At 72.5% G+C, this 21,083-nt stretch carries 21 protein-coding genes, 2 pseudogenes and 1 riboswitch; of the genes and pseudogenes, 15 read left to right on the top strand and 8 right to left on the bottom strand.

Features of this window, described 5'->3' with window-relative positions:
* Positions 1 to 19: 19 nt before the first annotated feature.
* Positions 20 to 189: riboswitch (cyclic di-AMP (ydaO/yuaA leader) on the top strand.
* 8 nt (positions 190 to 197) lie between these two features.
* Positions 198 to 971 carry a M23 family metallopeptidase gene (locus tag AB0I73_RS26960; protein WP_363041468.1) on the top strand — a complete coding sequence of 258 codons (774 nt, stop codon included), beginning with the start codon at positions 198 to 200 and terminating at the stop codon, positions 969 to 971.
* Positions 972 to 1,154: 183 nt separating this feature from the next.
* Here AB0I73_RS26960 and AB0I73_RS26955 read toward each other — a convergent pair whose 3' ends face one another.
* The gene (locus AB0I73_RS26955) at positions 1,155 to 1,436 is read right to left on the bottom strand and encodes an HPr family phosphocarrier protein (RefSeq protein WP_003993478.1); all 282 of its coding nucleotides are present in this window, start codon (positions 1,434 to 1,436) and stop codon (positions 1,155 to 1,157) included.
* 174 nt (positions 1,437 to 1,610) lie between these two features.
* Here AB0I73_RS26955 and AB0I73_RS26950 point away from each other — a divergent pair, with 174 nt between their 5' ends.
* The 10 genes from AB0I73_RS26950 to AB0I73_RS26905 all read left to right on the top strand — a co-directional run bounded on the left by AB0I73_RS26950 (position 1,611) and on the right by AB0I73_RS26905 (position 13,959).
* Entirely contained in the window at positions 1,611 to 4,553 is a 2,943-nt protein-coding gene (locus tag AB0I73_RS26950) for a GNAT family N-acetyltransferase (protein ID WP_363041465.1), read from the top strand.
* A gap of 524 nt (positions 4,554 to 5,077) precedes the next feature.
* The gene (locus AB0I73_RS26945; protein WP_363041463.1) at positions 5,078 to 7,921 is read left to right on the top strand and encodes a Na+/H+ antiporter subunit A; all 2,844 of its coding nucleotides are present in this window, start codon (positions 5,078 to 5,080) and stop codon (positions 7,919 to 7,921) included.
* Entirely contained in the window at positions 7,918 to 8,433 is a 516-nt protein-coding gene (locus tag AB0I73_RS26940) for a Na(+)/H(+) antiporter subunit C (protein ID WP_363041461.1), read from the top strand. The genes AB0I73_RS26945 and AB0I73_RS26940 overlap by 4 nt, the downstream gene beginning before the upstream one ends.
* Positions 8,430 to 10,037 carry a Na+/H+ antiporter subunit D gene (locus AB0I73_RS26935; protein ID WP_363041459.1) on the top strand — a complete coding sequence of 536 codons (1,608 nt, stop codon included), beginning with the start codon at positions 8,430 to 8,432 and terminating at the stop codon, positions 10,035 to 10,037. The genes AB0I73_RS26940 and AB0I73_RS26935 overlap by 4 nt, the downstream gene beginning before the upstream one ends.
* Positions 10,034 to 10,624 carry a Na+/H+ antiporter subunit E gene (locus tag AB0I73_RS26930; protein ID WP_363041457.1) on the top strand — a complete coding sequence of 197 codons (591 nt, stop codon included), beginning with the start codon at positions 10,034 to 10,036 and terminating at the stop codon, positions 10,622 to 10,624. The genes AB0I73_RS26935 and AB0I73_RS26930 overlap by 4 nt, the downstream gene beginning before the upstream one ends.
* Positions 10,621 to 10,887, top strand: coding sequence for a monovalent cation/H+ antiporter complex subunit F (locus tag AB0I73_RS26925; RefSeq protein WP_109380149.1), 267 nt, complete (start codon positions 10,621 to 10,623; stop codon positions 10,885 to 10,887). Before AB0I73_RS26930 ends, AB0I73_RS26925 begins: the two co-directional genes overlap by 4 nt.
* Complete coding sequence (gene mnhG / locus AB0I73_RS26920; protein ID WP_363041454.1) at positions 10,884 to 11,267, top strand: monovalent cation/H(+) antiporter subunit G; 384 nt, start codon at positions 10,884 to 10,886, stop codon at positions 11,265 to 11,267. The genes AB0I73_RS26925 and mnhG overlap by 4 nt, the downstream gene beginning before the upstream one ends.
* 126 nt (positions 11,268 to 11,393) lie before the next feature.
* Positions 11,394 to 11,990, top strand: a complete 597-nt coding sequence (locus AB0I73_RS26915) for a DUF5998 family protein (RefSeq protein WP_219933639.1) — start codon at positions 11,394 to 11,396, stop codon at positions 11,988 to 11,990.
* The gene (locus AB0I73_RS26910; RefSeq protein WP_363041452.1) at positions 11,990 to 13,237 is read left to right on the top strand and encodes a nucleotide pyrophosphatase/phosphodiesterase family protein; all 1,248 of its coding nucleotides are present in this window, start codon (positions 11,990 to 11,992) and stop codon (positions 13,235 to 13,237) included. The genes AB0I73_RS26915 and AB0I73_RS26910 overlap by 1 nt, the downstream gene beginning before the upstream one ends.
* Before the next feature lie 71 nt (positions 13,238 to 13,308).
* Positions 13,309 to 13,959 (top strand): thymidine kinase, encoded by a 651-nt coding sequence (locus AB0I73_RS26905; RefSeq protein WP_363041450.1) that lies wholly within the window; start codon positions 13,309 to 13,311, stop codon positions 13,957 to 13,959.
* 9 nt (positions 13,960 to 13,968) lie between these two features.
* Here the strand turns inward: AB0I73_RS26905 and AB0I73_RS26900 are convergent, their stop codons facing one another.
* Both AB0I73_RS26900 and AB0I73_RS26895 read right to left on the bottom strand, forming a co-directional pair.
* Complete coding sequence (locus AB0I73_RS26900) at positions 13,969 to 14,244, bottom strand: hypothetical protein (RefSeq protein ID WP_363041493.1); 276 nt, start codon at positions 14,242 to 14,244, stop codon at positions 13,969 to 13,971.
* Positions 14,224 to 14,442 (bottom strand): annotated as a pseudogene (locus AB0I73_RS26895) (helix-turn-helix transcriptional regulator); the annotation flags it as partial. The gene AB0I73_RS26900 and the pseudogene AB0I73_RS26895, both read right to left, overlap by 21 nt.
* A 225-nt stretch (positions 14,443 to 14,667) precedes the next feature.
* Here AB0I73_RS26895 and AB0I73_RS26890 point away from each other — a divergent pair.
* Positions 14,668 to 15,018, top strand: a complete 351-nt coding sequence (locus AB0I73_RS26890) for a hypothetical protein (protein WP_363041448.1) — start codon at positions 14,668 to 14,670, stop codon at positions 15,016 to 15,018.
* A gap of 55 nt (positions 15,019 to 15,073) precedes the next feature.
* On the opposite strand, the gene AB0I73_RS26885 is transcribed toward AB0I73_RS26890, so the two are convergent.
* The gene (locus AB0I73_RS26885) at positions 15,074 to 15,919 is read right to left on the bottom strand and encodes a class I SAM-dependent methyltransferase (protein ID WP_363041446.1); all 846 of its coding nucleotides are present in this window, start codon (positions 15,917 to 15,919) and stop codon (positions 15,074 to 15,076) included.
* Positions 15,920 to 16,161: 242 nt separating this feature from the next.
* Between AB0I73_RS26885 and AB0I73_RS26880 the strand changes: the two genes are divergently transcribed.
* The gene (locus tag AB0I73_RS26880) at positions 16,162 to 16,674 is read left to right on the top strand and encodes a hypothetical protein (RefSeq protein WP_363041444.1); all 513 of its coding nucleotides are present in this window, start codon (positions 16,162 to 16,164) and stop codon (positions 16,672 to 16,674) included.
* A gap of 181 nt (positions 16,675 to 16,855) precedes the next feature.
* Here AB0I73_RS26880 and AB0I73_RS26875 read toward each other — a convergent pair whose 3' ends face one another.
* Positions 16,856 to 16,999: a hypothetical protein gene (locus AB0I73_RS26875; RefSeq protein ID WP_363041442.1), complete on the bottom strand. Its 144-nt coding sequence runs from the start codon at positions 16,997 to 16,999 to the stop codon at positions 16,856 to 16,858.
* A 157-nt stretch (positions 17,000 to 17,156) separates the two neighbouring features.
* Positions 17,157 to 17,327: a DUF2786 domain-containing protein gene (locus tag AB0I73_RS26870; protein ID WP_363041491.1), complete on the bottom strand. Its 171-nt coding sequence runs from the start codon at positions 17,325 to 17,327 to the stop codon at positions 17,157 to 17,159.
* Between the two features lie 129 nt (positions 17,328 to 17,456).
* Here AB0I73_RS26870 and AB0I73_RS26865 point away from each other — a divergent pair, with 129 nt between their 5' ends.
* Entirely contained in the window at positions 17,457 to 18,278 is an 822-nt protein-coding gene (locus AB0I73_RS26865) for a hypothetical protein (RefSeq protein ID WP_363041440.1), read from the top strand.
* A gap of 182 nt (positions 18,279 to 18,460) precedes the next feature.
* Here AB0I73_RS26865 and AB0I73_RS26860 read toward each other — a convergent pair whose 3' ends face one another.
* Both AB0I73_RS26860 and AB0I73_RS26855 read right to left on the bottom strand, forming a co-directional pair.
* Positions 18,461 to 19,264, bottom strand: coding sequence for a VOC family protein (locus AB0I73_RS26860; protein ID WP_363041438.1), 804 nt, complete (start codon positions 19,262 to 19,264; stop codon positions 18,461 to 18,463).
* A 440-nt stretch (positions 19,265 to 19,704) separates the two neighbouring features.
* Positions 19,705 to 19,986, bottom strand: a pseudogene (locus AB0I73_RS26855) (transposase); the annotation flags it as partial.
* 151 nt (positions 19,987 to 20,137) lie between these two features.
* Between AB0I73_RS26855 and AB0I73_RS26850 the strand changes: the two are divergent.
* Positions 20,138 to 20,989: a sulfurtransferase gene (locus tag AB0I73_RS26850; protein ID WP_363041489.1), complete on the top strand. Its 852-nt coding sequence runs from the start codon at positions 20,138 to 20,140 to the stop codon at positions 20,987 to 20,989.
* Positions 20,990 to 21,083 lie beyond the last annotated feature (94 nt).

The raw sequence follows: 21,083 nt of genomic DNA, 5'->3' as shown, positions 1-21,083 counted from the left end.
GCGCCGCACCCGCGGCACCGGACAGCCATCGCCGAGTCCCCGTACGGCGCGAGCCGGGGGGAGCCGGGGACCCCGTCGTGCAGTCCCTGGGGTGAATCGGACGCCCGCGCCTGTCGCGAGGGGCCCGTAGGAGACCTTCCTGCTCCGAACCCTTCAGCTAACCCGGTAGGCGAGGGAAGGAAAGGACCACCCACTCCATGGCGTTCACACGCGCCTCCGGGAAGCACCGTCGTCCCGGCCGCATGCACCGCGGCACCGCCAGGGCGGCGGGCGTCGCGGCCCTCACCACCACCGGCGTGGTCGGCTCCCTCGCGACCACGGCGTCCGCCGCCGGTCCCGCAGCGCAGCAGACCGGCCTGACCCCCGTCATCGCCATGGGCGAGGAGGTCGCCGCACGGGTCGACGCCCAGGCGGCCGCCCAGCACGAGGCCGCGCGGGAAGCGGCCCGGGACGCCGCGCGCGAGGCCGCGGAGGAGGCCGCACGGGAGAGGGCGGCCGAGGAGGCCGAGAGGGCCCGCGAGGCCGAGGAGCGTGCCGCGCGGGAGGCCGAGCGCAAGCGCCTCACCACCTTCGTGTCGCCGATCGCGGGTTCCTACGTCTCGACCGGTTACCTGTCCGGCGGCGCCGTCTGGTCCTCCGGCAGCCACACCGGTGTCGACTTCCACGCCGCGAGCGGCACCCCCGTGCTCTCGGTCGGCACGGGCACCGTCGTGGAGGCCGGCTGGGGCGGCGCCTACGGCAACCAGGTCGTCATCAAGATGCACGACGGCACCTACACCCAGTACGGCCACCTGTCGTCCGTCGCCGTCTCGGTGGGACAGCGGGTCACCCCGGGACAGCGGATCGGCCTCTCCGGTGCCACCGGCAACGTCACCGGCGCGCATCTGCACTTCGAGGCCCGTACGACCGCCGAGTACGGCTCCGACATCGACCCGGTCGCCTACCTCCGCGCGCACGGCGTGAACCTCTGACCCGAGGCGCTTCCGGCCCGAAGCGCGCACCCCGACGCCCCGGCTCGGCTCCCGAGCCGGGGCTCTTCGCGTGCCGAGCGGCCGGATGTCCACGGGCGCGGGGTCCTTCCCGAAAGGACGGAGCCGCGCCGCCCGGAAAGGGCGACGCGGCTCCACTCGCTGCCGGAGAAACCGGAGAACTCGTCAGACGGTCTCGGGGAGCTCCTCGAGACCCTCGGAGACCAGCTTCGCCAGACGGTCCAGGGCGGCGTCGGCGCCCTCGGCGTCGGAAGCGAGGACGATCTCCTCGCCGCCCTGGGCGCCCAGGCCCAGGACGGCCAGCATGGAGGCCGCGTTGACGGGGTTGCCGTCGGCCTTGGCGATCGTCACCGGGACGCCTGCGGCCGTGGCGGCTCGGACGAAGATGGAGGCGGGACGGGCGTGGAGGCCCTCGGCCCAGCCGACGTTGACGCGGCGCTCAGCCATGTGTTGCTGCCCTTCGGTGTTCAGGTTGTCTAGACCAGTTTCCCATATCGGGAACCACACCGGGAGCGGCACTCGTTCCCGCTCCCGGTGACACCGGACCGCGGCCTCGGTCCGGCTCGTGCACCCACAGACTGCCTCGCGCCGTCGTCGTACGCGAGCCGTACTCTGGGGCCCATGCAGATCTCGTCGGACCGGCATGAGTATCCCGCCCACTGGGAAGCCGACGTGGTGCTGCGCGACGGCGGCACCGCGCGCGTGCGGCCCATCACCGTCGATGACGCCGAGCGCCTGGTCAGCTTCTACGAGCAGGTGTCGGACGAGTCGAAGTACTACCGCTTCTTCGCGCCCTACCCTCGCCTGTCCGCCAAGGACGTGCACCGGTTCACACACCACGACTTCGTGGACCGGGTGGGACTCGCGGCCACCGTGGGCGGCGAGTTCATCGCCACCGTACGCTACGACCGGATCGGCCCCGACGGAGCACCTGCCTCCTCCCGCCCGTCGCCCGCCGGAGCGCCCGCCCCCGCGGTCTCCGACGAGGCCGAGGTCGCCTTCCTGGTGCAGGACGCCCACCAGGGCCGGGGCATCGCCTCCGCCCTCCTCGAACACATCGCCGCCGTCGCGCGCGAGCGCGGCATCCGCCGGTTCGCCGCCGAGGTGCTGCCGGCCAACAGCAAGATGATCAAGGTGTTCACGGACGCCGGGTACACCCAGAAGCGCAGCTTCGAGGACGGTGTGGTCCGCCTGGAGCTCGACCTCGAACCCACCGACCGTTCGCTGGCCGTGCAGCAGGCGCGCGAACAGCGTGCCGAGGCCCGTTCCGTGCGGCGCCTGCTCACCCCCGGCTCGGTCGCGGTCATAGGCGTCGGCCGCAGGCCCGGCGGCGTGGGCCGCAGCCTCCTCGACAACATCCGGGACGGCGGGTTCACCGGCCGCCTGTACGCCGTGAACAAGGCCTTCCCGCCGGAGCAGAAGGAACTCGACGGCCCCGACGGGAGCGACGGGGGCGCGAGGGTGCCCGCCCACCGTTCGGTGCGCGACATCGACGGGCAGGTCGACCTCGCCGTCGTCGCGGTACCCGCCGAGCAGGTCCCCGAGGTCGTCGCCGAGTGCGGCGAACACGGGGTGCGGGGGCTCGTCGTGACGTCCGCCGGATACGCCGAAGCGGGCCCCGAGGGCCGTGAGCGCCAGCGCGCCCTCGTCCGGCAGGCGCGTACGTACGGCATGCGGATCATCGGGCCGAACGCGTTCGGCGTCATCAACACCTCCCCGGACGTGCGGCTGAACGCCTCGCTCGCGCCCGAGATGCCGCGCCCCGGCCGCATCGGCCTGTTCGCCCAGTCCGGAGCCATCGGCATCGCCCTGCTGTCGCGGCTGCACCGGCGCGGCGGAGGCGTCACCGGCGTCACGGGCGTGTCCACCTTCGTCTCGTCCGGCAACCGTGCCGACGTCTCCGGCAACGACGTCATGCAGTACTGGTACGACGACCCGGACACCGACGTCGCCCTGATGTACCTGGAGTCCATCGGCAACCCCCGCAAGTTCACCCGCCTCGCCCGCCGGACCGCGGCGGTCAAGCCGCTCGTCGTGGTCCAGGGCGCCCGTCACGGCGCGGGTCCCCGCGGGCACGCCGTGCGCGCGACGCGACTGCCGCACGAGACCGTCTCCGCGCTGCTGCGACAGGCCGGGGTGATCCGGGTGGACACCATCACGGAACTGGTCGACGCGGGCCTGCTGCTCGCCCGCCAGCCGCTGCCGGCCGGGCCCCGGGTGGCGATCGTGGGCAACTCCGAGTCCCTGGGACTGCTCACCTACGAGGCGTGCCTCGCCGAAGGACTGCGCCCGCACCACCCGCTGGACCTCACCACCGCGGCGTCGGCGGCGGACTTCCACGCGGCCCTGTCCCGGGCGCTGGCCGACGACACCTGCGACGCGGTGGTCGTGACCGCGATCCCGGCGCTGGGGGGAAGGGCGGCCGGTTCCGTCGGCGATGCGGCGCTCGCCGAGGCGCTGCGCTCGGCCGCCGCCGCGACCCCGTCCAAGCCGGTCCTGGTGGTCCACGTGGAACTCGGCGGCCTGGCGGAGGCCCTGTCGGCGGCGGCGAGCACGGCCCCGCAGACGGAGTCGTCCGCCCGGCCCCGCCCCGCGCCGCCGACCGGGGAGTCGGCGGCCCCGCCCCGCCCCGCGCCGCCGGCCGGGGAGCGCGCACCCGCCGCCGGCCCTCCGCCGGCGCCCGTGCTCCTCCCCGAGGACGCCCACCTCATCCCCGCCTACCCCGCCGCCGAACGCGCCGTCCGCGCCCTCGCCCACTCCGTCACCTACGCCCAGTGGCGGCGGGACGCCGCCGACCCCGGCAGGGTGCCCGAGTACGAGGACATCGACGAGAAGGGCGCCGCCGGACTCATCCACGCTCAGCTGACCCGCGGGCAGGACCTGACCCTCGGCACCGAGGAGACCTGCGAACTGCTCGGCGCCTACGGCATCCACGTCCACCGCGCCCTCCCGGCTCCCACGCCCGACGCCGCCGCCGAGGCCGCCCGCACCCTGGGCCACCCCGTCGCCCTCAAGGTGACCGCCCCGCACCTCAGGCACCGCGCCGACCTGGGCGGCGTACGGCTGGACCTGGCGAACGAGGAGCAACTGCGCCGGGCGTACGCCGAACTGACCCAGCAGCTCGGCACGCCCGAGGAACTGCGCCCCGTCGTGCAGCGGATGGCGCCGCGCGGTGTCGACACCATCGTCCGCGCGGTGATCGATTCCGCGGCCGGTGCCGTGTTGTCCTTCGGGCTCGCCGGGCCCCCTTCGCAGCTGCTGGGCGACATGGCGCACCGGCTGATCCCGGTCACCGACCGGGAGGCGACCTCCCTGGTGAGGTCGATCCGCACCGCGCCCCTGCTGTTCGGCTGGCGCGGCTCGACCCCGGTCGACACCCCCGCGCTGGAGGAACTGCTGCTGCGGGTGTCGCGGCTGGTCGACGACCACCCCGAGGTCGTCGCCGTCAGCCTGGAGCCGGTGGTCGTCGCCACCCACGGCGTGAGCGTCCTCAGCGCCTCCGTACGCCTGGCCCCGCCGCCCGCCCGCGACGACCTCGGCCCCCGGACGCTCCCGGCGTACTGAGGAGCGCAAGCCCTCGAGGGTCCGACCCGGCAGGTCACCGGGTGTTTGGCGGCGCGTCGGGCGGGCACCTGTGCTCCGTTCCGCCCGCCCGACGAACGGAGACAACGGCATGCGCCTCGGGGGCATCGACGCCGACAGGACCGGATCCCCCTCGCCCGGCACACCACCCGCCCGGGGGAGGAGCACCGGGCTCTCCGCCGAATCCGCCGCCGTCCCCCGTCGCGCTTTCCGCCGTCCTCCGGCGTGCTCCCGGCCGATCCACCGATCGTCCGCACGCGCGTCTGCCGCAGCCTGACGCGGATCACCGACCCCGTACGCGCACCGTGTGCCGACCCCGAACGGGATGCCGTGCGGCTCCGCCGAGCCGCACGCCCGGCTCGGTGTGGCGCGGCGGCGCCCCTCCGGACGGCTCTCCCTGCTACACAGATCACTGAATACCGGCGAACCAGACATAAACCCCAAGGCTCGAGCGGAGGCCGCTCGCGCGTCAGCGGTCGGGCCACCGTGAAGGAGCAGGTGCTGACGTGCTGGTCCTGCTGGCCGCCTACGCGACGGTCGCAGCGTCGATCCCCTGGTGGGAACGTCGGCTCGGTCGTGCGGTGTGGGCCGTGGCGGCCCTGGTGCCGTTGGCGACGGTGGTCTGGGCGGGCACGCGGGCGGCGGGCGTCCTGGACGGCGGCTCGTACGAGGAGTCCCTGAGGTGGGCCCCGTCGCTCGGTCTGACGATCGATCTGCGCCTGGACGCCCTGTCGCTGCTGATGCTGTGGGTGGTGGCCGGTGTCGGGGCACTGGTGCTGCTGTACTGCCGGTACTACGTCGAACATGACGCCGGCCCGCTGGCCGCTCTGCTGCTGGCCTTCGCCGGGGCGATGATCGGACTGGTCCTGGCGGACAACCTCTTCGTCCTGTACGTCTTCTGGGAGCTGACCACGGTCGCCTCCTTCCTGCTGATCGCAGGGCCCGGAAAGCGGGCCGAGCAGCGCCGGGCCGCCCGTCAGGCCCTGCTGGTGACGGCGGCCGGCGGCCTGGCGATGCTGCTCGGCTTCATCATGCTGGGCCAGGCGGCCGGCACCTACCGCGTCTCGGCGATCCTCGCGGACCCCCCACGGGGCGGCGCGGTCTCCGCCGCCGTGGTGCTCGTCCTGGCCGGCGCGTTCACCAAGTCCGCGCAGATGCCGCTGCACGGCTGGCTGCCCGCGGCGATGGTGGCCCCCACACCGGTCAGTGCCTTCCTGCACGCGGCGGCGATGGTCAAGGCCGGGGTCTACCTGATCGCCCGCCTGGCGCCCGCCCTGGCCGACGTGACGCCGTGGCGGCCCATGGTGCTCGGCGTGGGGCTCGCCACGATGGTGGTGGCCGCGTGGCGGGCGCTGCGCGAGACCGACCTGAAGCTGCTCCTCGCCTACGGGACCGTCAGCGAACTCGGTCTGCTGACCGCCCTGCTGGGCGCCGGAACCCGGACGGCGGCGCTGGCCGGCGTGGTGATGCTGCTGGCGCACGCGGCGTTCAAGTCGGCGCTGTTCCTGTCCGTCGGGATCGTGGACCACCACACCGGTACCCGCGACATCCGGGAGCTGTCGGGACTGGGCCGCCGGCTGCCCGTGCTCTTCGGCGTCACGGCACTCGCCACCGCGTCGATGGCCGGTCTGCCGCCCCTCGTCGGCTTCCTGGGCAAGGAGGCCGCCCTGGACGCGTTCCTGCACGGCACCGAACTCTCCGGCCACCAGCAGCTGACGGTGGTGCTCGTGTGCGGCTCCACGCTGACCGTGGCGTTCGCGGCACGGTTCCTGCACGGCGCCTTCGGCGGGCCGCCGAAGGGGAGGGCGGCACGGTCCGCGCGGAGCCCGGAGGCGGGATTCGTCGCACCGGTGGCCGTGCTGTCCGGGGCGGGCCTGGTGCTGGGCGTGGCGTACCCCGGCACGGCGGCCCTGACCACCGCCTACGCCGACGCCTACCCGCCGGGAGCCGGCGGACCGTACGAACTGTCCCTGTGGCACGGCTTCACCCCGGTACTCGGGCTGTCCGCGCTGTCGCTCGTCGCCGGTGCCCTGATCCACGCGCTCCGCCGCCGCTCTGCCGCGGTGAACCGCCTGCCGCGCCTGACCGACGTGCAGCACGCGTACGACCGCGCGGTCGAGGGCGTGGACCGGCTGGCCGTGGCACTGACCCGGCACACCCAGGTCGGCTCGCTGCCCGTCTATCTGACCGTGCTGCTCACGACGGTCGTCGCGGTGCCCGGCGCGGCACTCGTAGCGGCGGCACCGTCGCTGGGGGCACCGCCCCTGTGGCGGTATTCGCTCGAACCGGTGCTGGCCGTGGTCATGCTGGCGGCCGCCGCGGCGGTGGTGGCCGCCCGGCACCGGCTCACCGCCATCCTGCTGACCGGGGCCGTCGGGTACGGCGCGGCGGGCCTGTTCCTGGTCCGCGGAGCCCCGGACCTGGCGCTCACCCAGTTCCTGGTCGAGACGACGACGCTGGTCGTCGTGGTGCTGGTGCTGCGCCGGATGCCGGCCCGGTTCGATCCCGGCCGGAGGTCGGTGCCGGGGCGGGTGCTGCGGGGCGCGGTTGCCGTCGGGGTCGGCGCCGTCGTCACCTGCTTCGCGCTGGCGGCGGCCTCCGCGCGCACGGCCCCGGTGATCTCGCCCGGATACCTGCGCCGGGCGGCGGAGACGGGCGCCCTCAACGTCGTCGACGCGATCATCGTCGACTTCCGGGCCCTGGACACGCTGGGTGAGATCTCGGTCGTGCTGGTGTCGGCGGTCGGAGTGGGCAGCCTGATCCGGTTCCGCGACCGCGACGCGGTGCGGGGCACCGACGAGGAGCCGCCGACCCGCTTCCCCACGACGCACTGGGACGAGCCCCGGCAGACCTGGCTGCCGGGAGCAGGTGAACGGCCCGGCGGCGAGCGCTCGGTCCTGCTGGAAGTGGCCATCCGGCTGCTCTTCCCCTCGATCCTGGTGCTCTCGGTGTTCCTGCTGTTCTCCGGGCACTACCGCCCCGGCGGAGGGTTCTCCGGCGGACTGGTCGCGGGGCTGGCGTTCGTCCTGCGGTACCTCGTCGGCGGCCAGGCCGACCTCGGCGCCGCCGTACGCCTGCGCCCGGTCGCGGTCGCGGGCACGGGCCTGGTGATCGCGGCGGTCACCGCCCTGGCGCCGCTGACCGTCGGCGGTGCGCCGCTGGACAGCCGCCTGGTGACCTGGCACCTGCCGCTGCTGGGCGAGGTGAAGTGGGCGACCAGCCTGTTCCTCGACGTCGGTGTCTACCTGCTCGTGGTCGGTGTCGTCCTCAAGCTCCTGTCGGCGGTGGGCGTCTCGCTCGGAGAGGCCGGTGCGGCGGCGGCCCGGGAAGAGGAGGGATCCGTCCGGTGAGCGGCGCGGTGGACAACACGGTGAACACCCTCGACGTGACGATGGCCGTCGTGGTGGGCGGCCTGTTCACGATCGGCTTCCACCTCATGCTGCAACGGTCCCTGATGCGGATCGTCCTCGGCTTCATCCTCCTGGGCCACGGCACCAACCTGCTGCTCCTGGTCGCCGGCGGCACACCCGGCCGGCCCCCGGTACTGGACGGGAAGCCGGTGAACCCGGCGGAGCCCGCCGACCCGCTGCCCCAGGCCATGGCACTGACGTCGATCGTGATCACGTTCGGTCTCACGGCGTTCCTGATGGCCCTCGCCTACCGTTCCTGGCGGTTGTCCGGCAGCGACGAGGTGCGCGACGACGTGGAGGACCGGCGCATCGACATCGCCCTGCAGCGCGCCGGGTCCGACGAGGTGAGCGGCACACACGAGGAAACCGACCTCGACGACGGCGACGGAACCGACGACGGCGACGAACCGGACCACCGCGACCACGGCACCACCCCGGGGGACCACCGATGACCGCACTGCTGCTCGTCCTGCCCGTGGTACTGCCGGTCCTGGCCGCCGGTGTGACCCTGCTCGGCCTGCCCGGCCGGGTGGTCCGCGCGATGAGCACCCTCGTCCTGGCGGGCGTCCTGGCGGACGCGGCGGCTCTGCTGGCCCTCGCCGAAACCCGCGGTCCGCAGGCCGTGCACGTAGGCGGCTGGCCGGCCCCGCTGGGCATCACGCTCGTCGCCGACCGGCTGTCGGCGCTCCTGCTCACGGTGTCCCTCCTGGTGACCCTGGCCGTGCTGCTCTTCGCGATCGGCCAGGGCACCGCCGAGGACCGCCGCAGCACGGCGGAGGTCTTCCACCCCGCCTATCTGCTGCTCGTCACCGGGGTGAGCCTGGCCTTCCTCACCGGCGACCTGTTCAACCTCTTCGTGGCCTTCGAAGTGCTGCTCGCCGCCTCCTACGTCCTGATCACCCTGGACGCCGACGGGAACCGCACCAGGGCGGGCATGACGTACACGATCATCAGCCTGACGTCCTCCCTGCTGTTCCTCACGCTCGTCGGCCTGGTGTACGCGGCCACCGGCACGGTCACCCTGGCCCAGCTCGGGCCGCGGCTCGCCGAACTCCCCGACGGCCTGCGCGGCGCGCTCGCCCTGCTGCTCCTGGCCGTCCTGGGCATCAAGGCGGCGCTCGTCCCCCTGCACTTCTGGCTGCCCGACAGCTATCCCACCGCGCCGGCGCCGATCACCGCCGTGTTCGCCGCACTGCTGACCAAGGTCGCCGTCTACGCCCTGCTGCGCACCCAGACGCTGCTCTTCCCGCGCTCCAGCGTGTGGGTCCTGCTGGCCTGCGTGGCGATCGCCACCATGATCGTGGGCATCCTCGGCGCCCTCGCGCAGGACGACGTCAACCGGCTGCTGTCCTTCGCCCTCGTCGGCCACATCGGCTTCATGCTGTTCGGGCTCGCGATGTTCGACACCCTCGGGCTCACCGGCACGGTCCTCTACATGGTCCACCACATCGTCGTCCAGGCCGCGCTCTTCCTGGCCGCCGCCCTCGTCGTACGCCACACGGAGACGACGGGCCTGGAACGCATGGCGCAGCGGCCGCCCCCGACGCCGGTGGTCGCCGTGCTGTTCGCCCTCCCCGCCCTGAGCCTGGCCGGGATCCCGCCGTTCTCCGGGTTCGTGGCCAAACTGACCCTGCTGCGGGCCGGCGTGGGGCAGGGCGGCACCGCGGCGTACGCCCTCGCCGCGGCCGCCCTGCTCACCAGCCTGCTGACGATCTACGCCATGACCCGGGTGTGGACCAGGGCCTTCATGCGGCAGAAGCCGTATCCGGACCGCCGCGACGCGGGCCGTCCGGACCCGCACCGGCGCGAAGGCGACCGCCGGACCCCGGCACCGCGGGACGAGCCCACGGCCTCCGACACCGTCCGCGGCCCGGAGCCCCGCGCCGACCGGTACGGGGCCGGGCTGATGACCGCCGCCACCGCCGTCATGGTGGTGACCAGTGTCGCGGTGGCCGTCTGGGCGGGCCCGCTCGCCCACGTCGGCGAACGAGCCGCACACGAACTGCTCGACCCGTGGGCCTACCGCTCCGCCGTCGTGACCGGGGAGGACCGTTGACCCGCCGGGAGAACGCCCGCCGAGTCCGGCACCACCTGCCCATGATCGGCTGGCTGTGGCTGCTGTGGATCCTGCTGTGGGGGTCCGTGAGCCCGGTGGTCCTCGTCGGAGGCCTGCTCGTCGCCACGGCCGTCGTCGGGACCTTCTCCCTGCCGCCGGTCCTGCCGGGGGCGGTGCCCCGGCCACTGGCGATCGGGCGCCTGCTGATCGCCCTGCTGACCGATCTCGTCGGGTCCGGGACCACCGTCGCCTGGCAGGTCCTGAGATACGGGGGAAGGACGTCCGCCGCGATCGTCGAGGTCCCGCTGCGCGTCGACAGCGACCTGCTGATCACCGCCGTGGCCGAGTTCACCACCATCGCGCCCGGCACGCTGGTGGTGGAGATCGACCGGCGCCGGCAACGGCTGTACGTCCACACGATCCCGGTCCACGACGAAGCCGACGTCGCCCGCCGCAGAAAGGCGGTGCAGTCCGTGGAGCGCAGGGTCGCACGGGCCGTCGGCACGACCCGCCGCCGCACCGGACCGCCCGGAGACGACGGCACCGGGCCTTCCCCCGACCCCGATCGAGGAGGCAGAACACCATGACCGTCATGTACACCGCCACCCTGGCCGTGCTGTCGGTGGCCGGACTGCTCACCCTGCTGCGCCTCGTGCGCGGTCCGGACGCGCTCAACCGCATCGTGGCGCTGGACGTCCTGCTGACGATGATCATCGCCGGGACCGCCGTGGGCATGGCCGTGCGCGAGGACACCACGCCCCTGCCCGTGCTCGTCGTCCTCGCCCTGCTCGCCTTCACCGGATCGGTGACGGCCGCCCACCTGATCGAGAAGCGGGCGGGCCTGCGATGACCGCCGTGCCCGACGTGATCACCGCCATCCTGCTCCCGGCCGGTGCGGTCTTCTGCCTGCTCGGCTCCGTGGGACTGCTCCGCTTCCCGGACATCGGCAGCCGCCTGCACGCGGCCGCCAAGGCCCAGACGCTCGGCCTGCTGCTCATCCTGGCCGGAACCGCCGTGCAGATGCCCCTGCGCTACGCGCCGGTGCTCCTGCTCGTCATCCTGTTCCAGCTGCTCACCGCGCCGATCACCAGCCAGATCGTCGGCCGTACCGCCTACCGGGTCCAGGCCCTCGACCGCAGCAGGCTGTTCCGGGACGAACTCGCCGACCGCCTCGCGCGGGACGGCACCCCGGTGGACGAGCAGCCGTCGGGCGAGGACGTGGACCGGTGAAGCGGATCGGTGACGCCCCGCCGCTCGAACGCCCGGGCGGCTCGACCGCGCAACTCCCGGCGGATCCGGACCGGCGCGAGCGGGAGTGCCGCGACCGGTGCTTCGCAGTCAGCGGTCCCCCGTAGGATGGGCGCCATGGCCAAGACCAGTACGACGACCCAGGGGCTGCGGGCGGCGATCGAGCGCAGCGGCTACTACCCGGCCCTCGTGGCCGAGGCGGTGGAGGCCGCCGTGGGCGGCGAGCCCGTCCGGTCGTACCTGGTCCACCAGGAGACGACGTTCGACCAGAACGAGGTGCGGCGCCATGTGACCGTGCTCGTCCTCACCGGCAACCGCTTCATCGTCAGCCACACCGACGAGCAGGCCGCCGACACCACCTCCCCGACGCCCTACGCCACCACGTCCACGGAGTCCGTGAAGCTCGGCCGGATCTCGTCGATCGTGGTCAGCCGCGTGGTCGCCAACCCCGAGTCGTACAAGCCGGGCACCCTGCCCCGCGAGATCGTGCTCACCATCGGCTGGGGCGCGGTCTCCCGCCTCGACCTGGAGCCGGCCGCCTGCGGCGACCCCAACTGCGAGGCCGACCACGGCTACACCGGCAGCTCGACCGCCGACGACCTCAGCCTGCGGGTCAGCGAGGCCGGGGACGGCCCGGAGACGGTGCGCCAGGCGCTCGCCTTCGCGCAGGCCCTCTCCGAGGCGACCGCGGACCCCACGAACTGATGACACACACCTCCGACACCCCGCACACCCCGAACCTCGCGCAGGCCGCCCCCACCGCCTGGCCCCTCACGCCCGGGGCCCACCCCGAGCCCCTCGCCCCGGCCTCCGCGCCCCGGCCCGAATACGGCACCGGCTCACTGGCCGACCTGCTGCCCACGCTCGCCGCGGGCATGGGCGTCCCCGGCCTCACCGCCGCGATCCCGGAACTGCCCCCCGCCGACCGGAACTGCGTGTTCCTGATCGACGGCCTCGGCTGGGAGCAGCTGAAGGCGCACCCCGAGGAAGCCCCGTTCATGGCGTCCCTGCTGCCCGGCTCGCGCGGCGGCACCGGACGGCCGATCACCACGGGCTACCCGGCCACCACCGCCACCTCCCTCGCCTCCGTCGGCACCGGTCTGCCGCCCGGAGCACACGGCCTGCCCGGGTACACCGTGCGCAACCCGGACACCGGCGAACTGATGAACCAGCTGCGCTGGCAGCCCTGGACCCGGCCCGACACCTGGCAGCCGCACCCCACCGTCTTCGAGCTGGCCCACCGCGCCGGGGTGCACGCCGCCCAGGTGTCCTCGCCCGCCTTCGCCCAGACGCCGCTGACGAAGGTCGCGCTGAGCGGCGGCACCTTCCACGGGCGGCTGTCCGGAGAGGAGCGCATGGACCTCGCGGCCGAACAACTGGCCGCCGCCGACCGCTCCCTGGTCTACACGTACTACGCCGAGGTCGACGGCGCCGGACACCGCTACGGCGTCGACTCCGACACCTGGCGTGGCCAGCTCATGTACGTCGACCGCCTGGTCCAGCGCCTGGCCGAACAGCTTCCGCCGCGCAGCGCGCTCTACGTCACCGCCGACCACGGGATGGTCGACGTGCCCTTCGACGAGGAGCACCGCATCGACTTCGACCACGACTGGGAGCTGGGCGCCGGGGTCGCCCTGCTCGGCGGCGAGGGCCGCGCCCGCCACGTCTACGCCGTCCCCGGCGCGGAGAACGACGTACTGACCTGCTGGCGCGAGGTGCTCGGCGAGCAGTTCTGGGTGGCCTCGCGGGACGAGGCGATCGCGGCGGGCTGGTTCGGCCCCCGCATCGACGACCGCGTCCACCACCGCATCGGCGATGTGGTCGCCGCCGCGCGGGACGACGTGCTGGTCATCGCCTCGGAGCGGGAGCCGAAGGAGTCGGCGATGGTCGGCAACCACGGTTCGCTGACCCCTGCCGAGCAGCTGGTCCCGCTGCTCGAAGTACGCTCCTGAGGCTCCCGGCCGCCGGCTTCCGACCGCCGTCCCGACCCAGCCCGCCCCCACCGAAAGGTGCCCAACCTCCCATGCCCGAGCTCGTGTTCTTCTCCGGAACGATGGACTGCGGGAAGTCGACGCTGGCTCTCCAGATCGAGCACAACCGCTCGGCGCGCGGCCTGGTGGGCATGATCTTCACCCGTAACGACCGTGCGGGGGAGGGCAAGCTGTCCTCCCGCCTCGGCCTGGTCACCGACGCGGTGGAGGTCGGGGACCGCGCGGACCTGTACACGCACCTCGTTGACCACCTCACGCAGGGCCGGCGCGCGGACTACGTGATCGCGGACGAGGCACAGTTCCTGGCACCGGAGCAGATAGACCAGCTCGCACGTGTGGTGGACGACCTGGAGATCGACGTCTACGCCTTCGGCATCACGACCGACTTCCGCTCCAAGCTGTTCCCGGGCTCCCAGCGCCTGGTCGAACTGGCCGACCGGGTCGAGGTGCTCCAGGTCGAGGCCCTGTGCTGGTGCGGCGCCCGCGCCACCCACAACGCCCGCACCGTCGGCGGAGTCATGGTCGTGGAGGGCGCCCAGGTGGTGGTCGGCGACGTCACCGACTCCGCGGACGAGGTCGGCTACGAGGTCCTGTGCCGCCGCCACCACCGCCGCCGCATGACGGCCGCGACGGCCCGCGCGGCGACTCTGGCACCGGACGTGCTGCCCATCACTCAGGCCTGACCGGACCGGTCAGCCGGTACGGGGTCTGCCGAACTCCTCGATCAGCACCGGATACTGCTCCCCACCGTGTCCGGCGGCGATCGAGCGGTCGGCCAACGCCTTGATCAGCCGCGGCAGTTCGGCGTTGACACCCATCGCCTCGCTCTCCTCGATCAGGTGTGCCATGGCTCGTGCGTCGGTCTCCAGGGCCGACACCTCCGCCGGAAAGGAACCGCTGTCGACCTGCCGGGCATACCCGGGAAGCCACCCGGCCACCCCCACCGCGATCGTCCTGGGGGACGGAATCCTCCGGCCCTGCTCGAACGAGGCGATCGTGGACGCCGAGTACCCGAGCCGCCTCCCGAACTCCTCGCGTTCCAGGCCCTCCCGCACCCGCAGCGTCTTCATGGTCTGCCCGAACGCGACGACGACCCCTCGCCCCGCCTCGTCCTCCGGTCGCCGCCCGGCTCCGTCGTCGTTGTCCCAGTCGTCCCCGAGACGCACGACCGCCCCCGCGCCGCCGTGCCCAAGCTCCCCGGGAACCGCCTCGGCCCCCGCCACCGCGCCCTTGCGCTCCGCCGTGTTCACCACCGCCTGTTCTGCTCAACGCCCCACGAGGGACGCCGTCACGGCACGCGGCTCGTACTCCCGCGGAGAGCGCGCGCACAGCCGTCCCCTGTCGCTGCGTTACCGCTGGCCACGCTAAGTGAACGCCGGGACCGTGTGGGCATGACGATGCAACCCGTCAACTCCACCAGCATCACCCAACCCGCCACCTCCTGCGTCCCCTTGAAGGCGGCCCCGTCACCGGACCACATCTTCGAGTCGATTGAGGAGGCCCACACCCCCGTCGAAGCCCGCGACCGACTCGCTCGGACAGCCTCCTCCGAAGGCATGTCCTTACAGGGTCGCCTGTCTCACCTCGCCGAGACCCTGCTGACGTCCGAGGAACGCATGGCCCACGCCGACCAGGCGTGCGTCATCCTGCGGGAATGGAACGGTTACGACCCGAGTGTGAATGAACAGGCTGCTCTGGAAATCGAGTTGGACCTACGAGTAGGTGCGGCGACGGCACGGTGACTGATCGCCCACGGGGGAGTGGAGTGCGTCGACCCGGCTTCCTGGAGCAACGGTGTCAGCCCACTCCAGGCCAGTCAGCGTTGGCACGGCGAACGCCCGAACCGCCGACCATCGCCTCCTGCCTTCGCCGGTGCGCCTCGATGAGGAACCGCTGCGAGTGAGCCACGAACGGACCATGGCGCTCGATGAAGGAGTGGAGTTCCGCCAGGCGTTCGCGGTAGGCATCCACTGTAAAACCGGGAACGATCCAGATCACCTTACGCAGGAAGTGGACCACCGCCGCGATGTCGTGGAACTCCACCCGGAGAGCTTCCTGGCGTACGTCGACGACGTCCAAGCCCGCCGCCTCCGCGCCGGTCACCGCCGCGATCGGGCTCGTGCCTGCGTAGGTGGTCGCCGCCGACACCGACTGCGACCTCGGTCCCTGAGGCCCCATCATGAACTCGGTCAGTTCTCGCACTGAGCCTGAACCGACGTGTTGGGCCAGGTACACGCCACCCGGGCGTAGCACCCGTCGCACCTCGTCCCAGCGGGTCACCACAGGATGTCGGCTGACCACCAGGTCGAACGACTCCTTCAAGAACGGCAGGTCGGATGCGTCCTCGGCCTCGACGACAGTTGCGTCGAACTTCGCCAGAGTACGGCGGGCGATCGCGATGTTCGGGGGCCAGGACTCCGTCGCCGCCAGCACAGGCGGGGCGACGGGGATCGAGGCCAGCACCTCGCCACCACCCGTCTGGATGTCGAGTCCGGCCGCGGCCTTCGCCATTCGCTCCGCAAGCAACCGGGCATAGCCCCAGGACGGCCGCTGCTCGCTGGCGCGACCTGCGAACCAGGAAAAGTCCCACCCCGCAGTGGGAACGGCCTCGCCTTCCTCTACGAGCTCCTCGAATGCAGGCATGGCGCCGAGAATGGCAGGTGGGAGTGGCGCACGCATCCGAGTTTCGACGGTTCACCATCCGGCGCGAACCGCCTCGCGATTCCCGTACGCCCCTCGGGCCACGACACCGCAGACACAGGTCTCTCGGCGATCACAGAGCGTCGCAACTCCAGATTACGGAACCTGTGCCTGCCCTGTCTGCCGGCCGACCTGTCCGCGCGACCGCTGAGGTCGCTGACCACTGATCCCAAGGGGATATCGCCATGGACCTTCATTCCGACGTGGCCGTATTGCTCGATCTCGTACCGGCGGACTTCGCGGGCAGAGAGCGGATCGACTGGGGCGCGGCCGAAACCGAGCTGGGCATCGGGCTTCCGAGCGACTACGGGGCTCTGCTGGACACATACGGCGTGGGCGATATCGGAGATCTCGTCATCCTGCCACCACTCCCCAGTGACGTGCGCGGACGGGAAAGTGCCATAAGGGCCAGATGGCGAGGACCCGGTGGTGTTCCTCCGGGTGGTGCGAGCGATCTGAAGGTGGTGTTGTGGGTCGAGCCGGTCGCGCTGCTCGGCGGGAGGGGGGGATTGAGTGACAGTGCCTCGGACCTTGCCGGGGCGGTCAGCTGCTCGTGCGGGCGGTTTTCCGTGACCGCCCGGTGGGACGGCAGCCCCGACGTGGGCGATACCAGGGCACGTGTCCACGCCCCGGGGAGGAGACACCGTCCCAAAACCGTGAGCACTTTGGCCATTACTGTTCTGATGTCGCTCGTTTGAGCGCTTAAGTGACACATACCCGCTGACTGCTCACAGTTTCCGGCAGGGCACCCTTCTCCGGTCCCGCAGCCTCGGGGCCGTGAAGACCCCCTGCACGACCCGGTGGGGCACCATCCGCCCCTGCGTCACAGCAGCGTCGGCTGCCGGCTCGAACAGACGAGAAGGACCCTGGATACCGAACTCAGCGGAGCACCCCGGCCTGGCCGCGCAGTGGTGTGCGGTTCGCGGCGGCCGTGCCGTGCGCCCAGCCCTCCTGGTCCCGGACGTGTGTCTCACCGAGGTGGTAGGACAGGTCCGTGAACCGCTCGTCCACCTGGCCGTCCATCACCCGGGGCCCGGGTGGCCGGCATCGACAGCAGTGCGGGCCCGTGGTCCTCGCGGGCCGCCTCGGTGGTCTCGCCGGTCGCCCGGGTCAGCCGCTCGGCGATCCGCGCGGCACCGGTTGGCCTCCGCCTTCGCCCGCAGCAGGTGCGCCTTCGGTTTCACGTACGGCGTGTCCACACCGACCCGCACACCCCCGGCACCTGCCGGGTGCCCTGCTCGGCGTCCGACAGCGCCGCGTCAATGTTGTGCCGGGTCGTGAGCTGCTGCGCCTTGGCGGTGAGAGCCTCGGCCTCCTCGGGGAACTCGGTGGACTCGGCCTTCGCCGGCAGTCCGCGAACCTTCGCCGGCGCCGGAGCCTTCGCACTGCTGCCCCTTGGCGCGGTGTTGTGTCCGCGCCCACCGCAGTGGCTCCGGCCGTCCGCTCACGGAGCCCCTCAGCCGTGCGCTTGAATGATCGAATGGCTGTGGCAATGGACGAGGAAACGGTGTGCGCGTTCGCCGACGACACCGAGGTCACCGAGGGGCGGATCCTGCTCGCCGACGGTGCGGTGATCGAGGCGGGGAGCGAGTCCCGGGGCATCGGCGGTCTGGTGCGGGACGGCTCGGGCACCGCCTGCGGGGTCCGGGTGCAGGTCGTGGGGCGGGAACTGACGGCGGAATGCGACGGTGCGTGCGCCCCGACGTCAGGACGCTTGTGCCGGCATGCCGTCGCACTCGCCCTGCACGCCGTCGAACGGCGCCTGCCCTGGCGCGCCACGCCTGCCGGGGACGCTCGCCGTGTCCTGGGTGAAGCCCTGAACACACTCACCGCCGTGGAGAAGGCCGCAGTGCTGGACCGGCTGCTGGACGCCCGGCCCGAACTACGCGCGGAAGCCGACCGGTTGGCCGTACGCGTGCTGAACCCGCGGGCACGCGCTGAACTGTCAACCCTTCAGGAGAGGACCGCAGTCGAGGTCGAGCACGCCCTGCGCGCCCTGGAGATCGATCAGTTGAGCACCAGTTATCGCCCGGGCTTCGGGTACACCGACGTCCATGAGGCCGCGAGCCGCCTGATCCAGCCGGTCATCGAGCAGTACGAGGCCGATGTCCGTCGCCGTCTGGAGTTGGGCATGCTCGACGCGGCCGAGGCCGTGGCCCTCGGCGTACTCGACGGACTGGACGCCTGTGAAGGCGAATACGACGGCGACGAGGTGCTGTGCTACGCCAGGGAGGATCTTGCCGGGACATACGGGTACACCGTCCGCGAACTGATGCACACCGCAGGCCGGGCCGTGGAGTAGTCCCGCAGTGCCCGGTTCGTGTCGTGTGGACGCGCAGGCCGGCGGTGACGCGCTGGACCGACGTCTACGAGGGTGCGCACAGCACCGGAACCGGCAGCGACCGGACCGGCCCGGAACCGCGTCCGCTTCCTGCCGGAGGAAGACCTGCGTCCGCGGTGGTCGCCGACCGCGAAGCCTGCCCGTCAGAGAGGGCTCTGCAAGAGCGCGAAGCGGGCGCCCTCCGGGTCGGCGACCGTGGCGGTGCGGCCGTGGGTGGTGTCGCGGGACCGTCCGAGGATCTGGCCGCCCAGGTGCAGGACGCGGTCCACCGCGTCGTCGAGGTCGGCCACGGTGAAGTACGTCGTCCAGTGCGGTCCCCGGTCCCGGAGCAGGACGTTGCCCACGCCGTGGACGGCGGCCACGGGGTGGCCCTCCAGGTTCAGGGCCACGTGGTCGACTTCGGTGGAGATCTCCGGTTCCACCGTGTAACCGAACACCGATGCGTAGAACTTGGCCGCCCGCTCCGACTCGAAGGTCGTCAACTCGTTCCAGGCGGGCGCGCCGGGCACCCCGGTGACGGCCGTGCCGAGGTGCGCGGACGCCTGCCAGATGCCGAAGACGGCCCCCGAGGGGTCGGAACAGATCGCCAGCCGCCCGGCCTCGGAGGCGTCCAGCGGGCCGACCCCGACCGTGCCGCCGCAGGACCGCACGGCCTCGGCCGTGCGGTCCACGTCCGCGGAGGCGAAGTAGGGCGTCCAGGCGATGGGCAGGTGACGGTCCGGCGGCAGCAGGCCGATGCCGGCCACCTCGCGGCCGTCGAGCAGCGCGCGTGCGTACGGGCCGGGTTGCTGCGGGCCGGGCCGGAACTCCCAGCCGAACAGCGCTTCGTAGAACCTCCGGGCCGTGTCCGGTCCGTGCACCATGAGGCTCACCCAGCAGGGTGTGCCGGGCACGTGCCGAAAGGGCGCTTCACCGTCTCGGTGGGCGGACCCCCGTGTGTCGGTCATCGTCGCTCTCTTCTCGACCCGGGCGAGGGTCGTGTCGCGTTCGCTCCGCGGATCGTCGCCGCGCTGCTCCAGGCGTCAGCCACGGCGCCGCGCGCCCTGGGCCCGCCCCCGTACGGCGGTTCCGCCTCCGGAGGATGCCCGACGCGCGGGCCTCCGCCCGGTTCGGCGCGCTTGCCGGATGATGTCGATCGGTAGTACGGCATGTGCCCGATCCCATACGCCTCGTGATCGGGTCTGCCCGGCCGAGCAGATTAGCCGGACATGGGCGACTCGGCCACCCCGTGCGCCAAGATGGTGACCTTGGCTTCATCCCCCTCGTGAACGAGGGGGATTCCTACGGCTTGCGCCGTAGGATTTTCTGCTTCGTCGCCGAACTGCCCGCTCGGAGAACTCCGTTGAGGTCTTACGCCAGCTCCACAGACAGACACCGCCAGCCCGGCGAAAAAGTTCGTGAACGCCGTCTGGAGGTGCCGCAGTGTCTGCTGGAGCGGAACGGAAGAGACCTCGTAGAGGTAGGCGAGTTCCTCGGTCCTCTTCCACGCGGTCAGCATCGCCGAGGTGGCGTTGTAATCGACCCGCTCCCCACGCGTCCACGCCTCGGTCCGGACGGCAAGCGCCAGGTTGTAGACCTTCCGCACGCATCCGAACGTGCGCGATAGCTCTGTCGCCTGCGCATCCGTCGGATAAAAGCGGTGCTTGAATGCACGCTTCACACGGCTCATGGTCACACCCGTAAACTAGCGAGATCACCCATACAGGACAAACCTGCGGGTCAGGGCATTGAGATCCGCCGCGGATCCAACTCCTCATCCTGCTCCGTAGGAGTTTGTTTCCTCTCCGCTCTGAAGAGCGGAGTATCCACGAAGGAACATGATGAACGTCATCATCTCCGCATCCGAACTCGTCGGTGAACTGGCGGGCGGTGACCCGCCGGTGCTGCTCGACGTCCGCTGGCAGCTCAGCACGCCCGCGGCGGCCGGTCAGCCGCCGTTCGACGGCCGGGCCGCCTACCTGGCTGGACATCTTCCGGGTGCCGTCTTCGTCGACCTGGACCGGGAGTTGGCCGCCCCGCCGGCCGGGCGGGGACGTCATCCGCTGCCCGATCCGGAGGAGTTCGGCGCCGCGATGCGCCGCGCGGGCGTGTCGGCGGACCGGCCGGTGGTCGTGTACGACGGCGGGCTGGGCTGGGGGGCCGCCCGCGCGTGGTGGCTGCTGCGCTGGACCGGTCACCCGGACGTGCGGGTCCTCGACGGCGGGTTGCCGTCCTGGGACGGCCCGCTCGAGACCTCGGTGCCGCAGCCGGACGAGGGCGACTTCACGCCGGTACCGGCGGCGGCCGGGCTGCTCGACGCCGACGGCGCGGCGGCGCTGGCCCGGTCAGGGCTGCTGCTGGACGCGCGGGCGGGGGAGCGCTACCGGGGCGAGGTGGAGCCGATCGACCGGGTCGGCGGGCACATCCCGGGCGCGGTCTCGGCGCCCACCACCGAGAACGTGGGCTCGGACGGCCGCTTCCTGTCCGCCGGGGAACTGAGCACGCGGTTCCGGGCGTTGGGCGCGTCTGCGGACACACCGGTCGGCGTGTACTGCGGTTCCGGCGTCTCGGCGGCGCACGAGGTGCTGGCGCTGGCGGTGGCGGGCATCCCGGCGGCGCTGTACGTCGGATCCTGGTCGGAATGGTCGTCGGACCCGGAGCGGCCGGTCGCGGTGGGGCCGGACCCCCAATAGGCGCGTGGCGGAAGCGGAGAGGGGGGGGGGGGGCCGGGGCGCGCCCCCCCCGCCCCCGCGGCGGCCCCCGCCGGCCCCCCGGGCCGGGGGGCGG

The organism is Streptomyces sp. NPDC050388 (genome assembly GCF_040655635.1).
Classification (GTDB): domain Bacteria; phylum Actinomycetota; class Actinomycetes; order Streptomycetales; family Streptomycetaceae; genus Streptomyces.
Note: the sequence above shows the minus strand (reverse complement) of the source record. Positions and strands in the feature narration are given on the sequence as shown.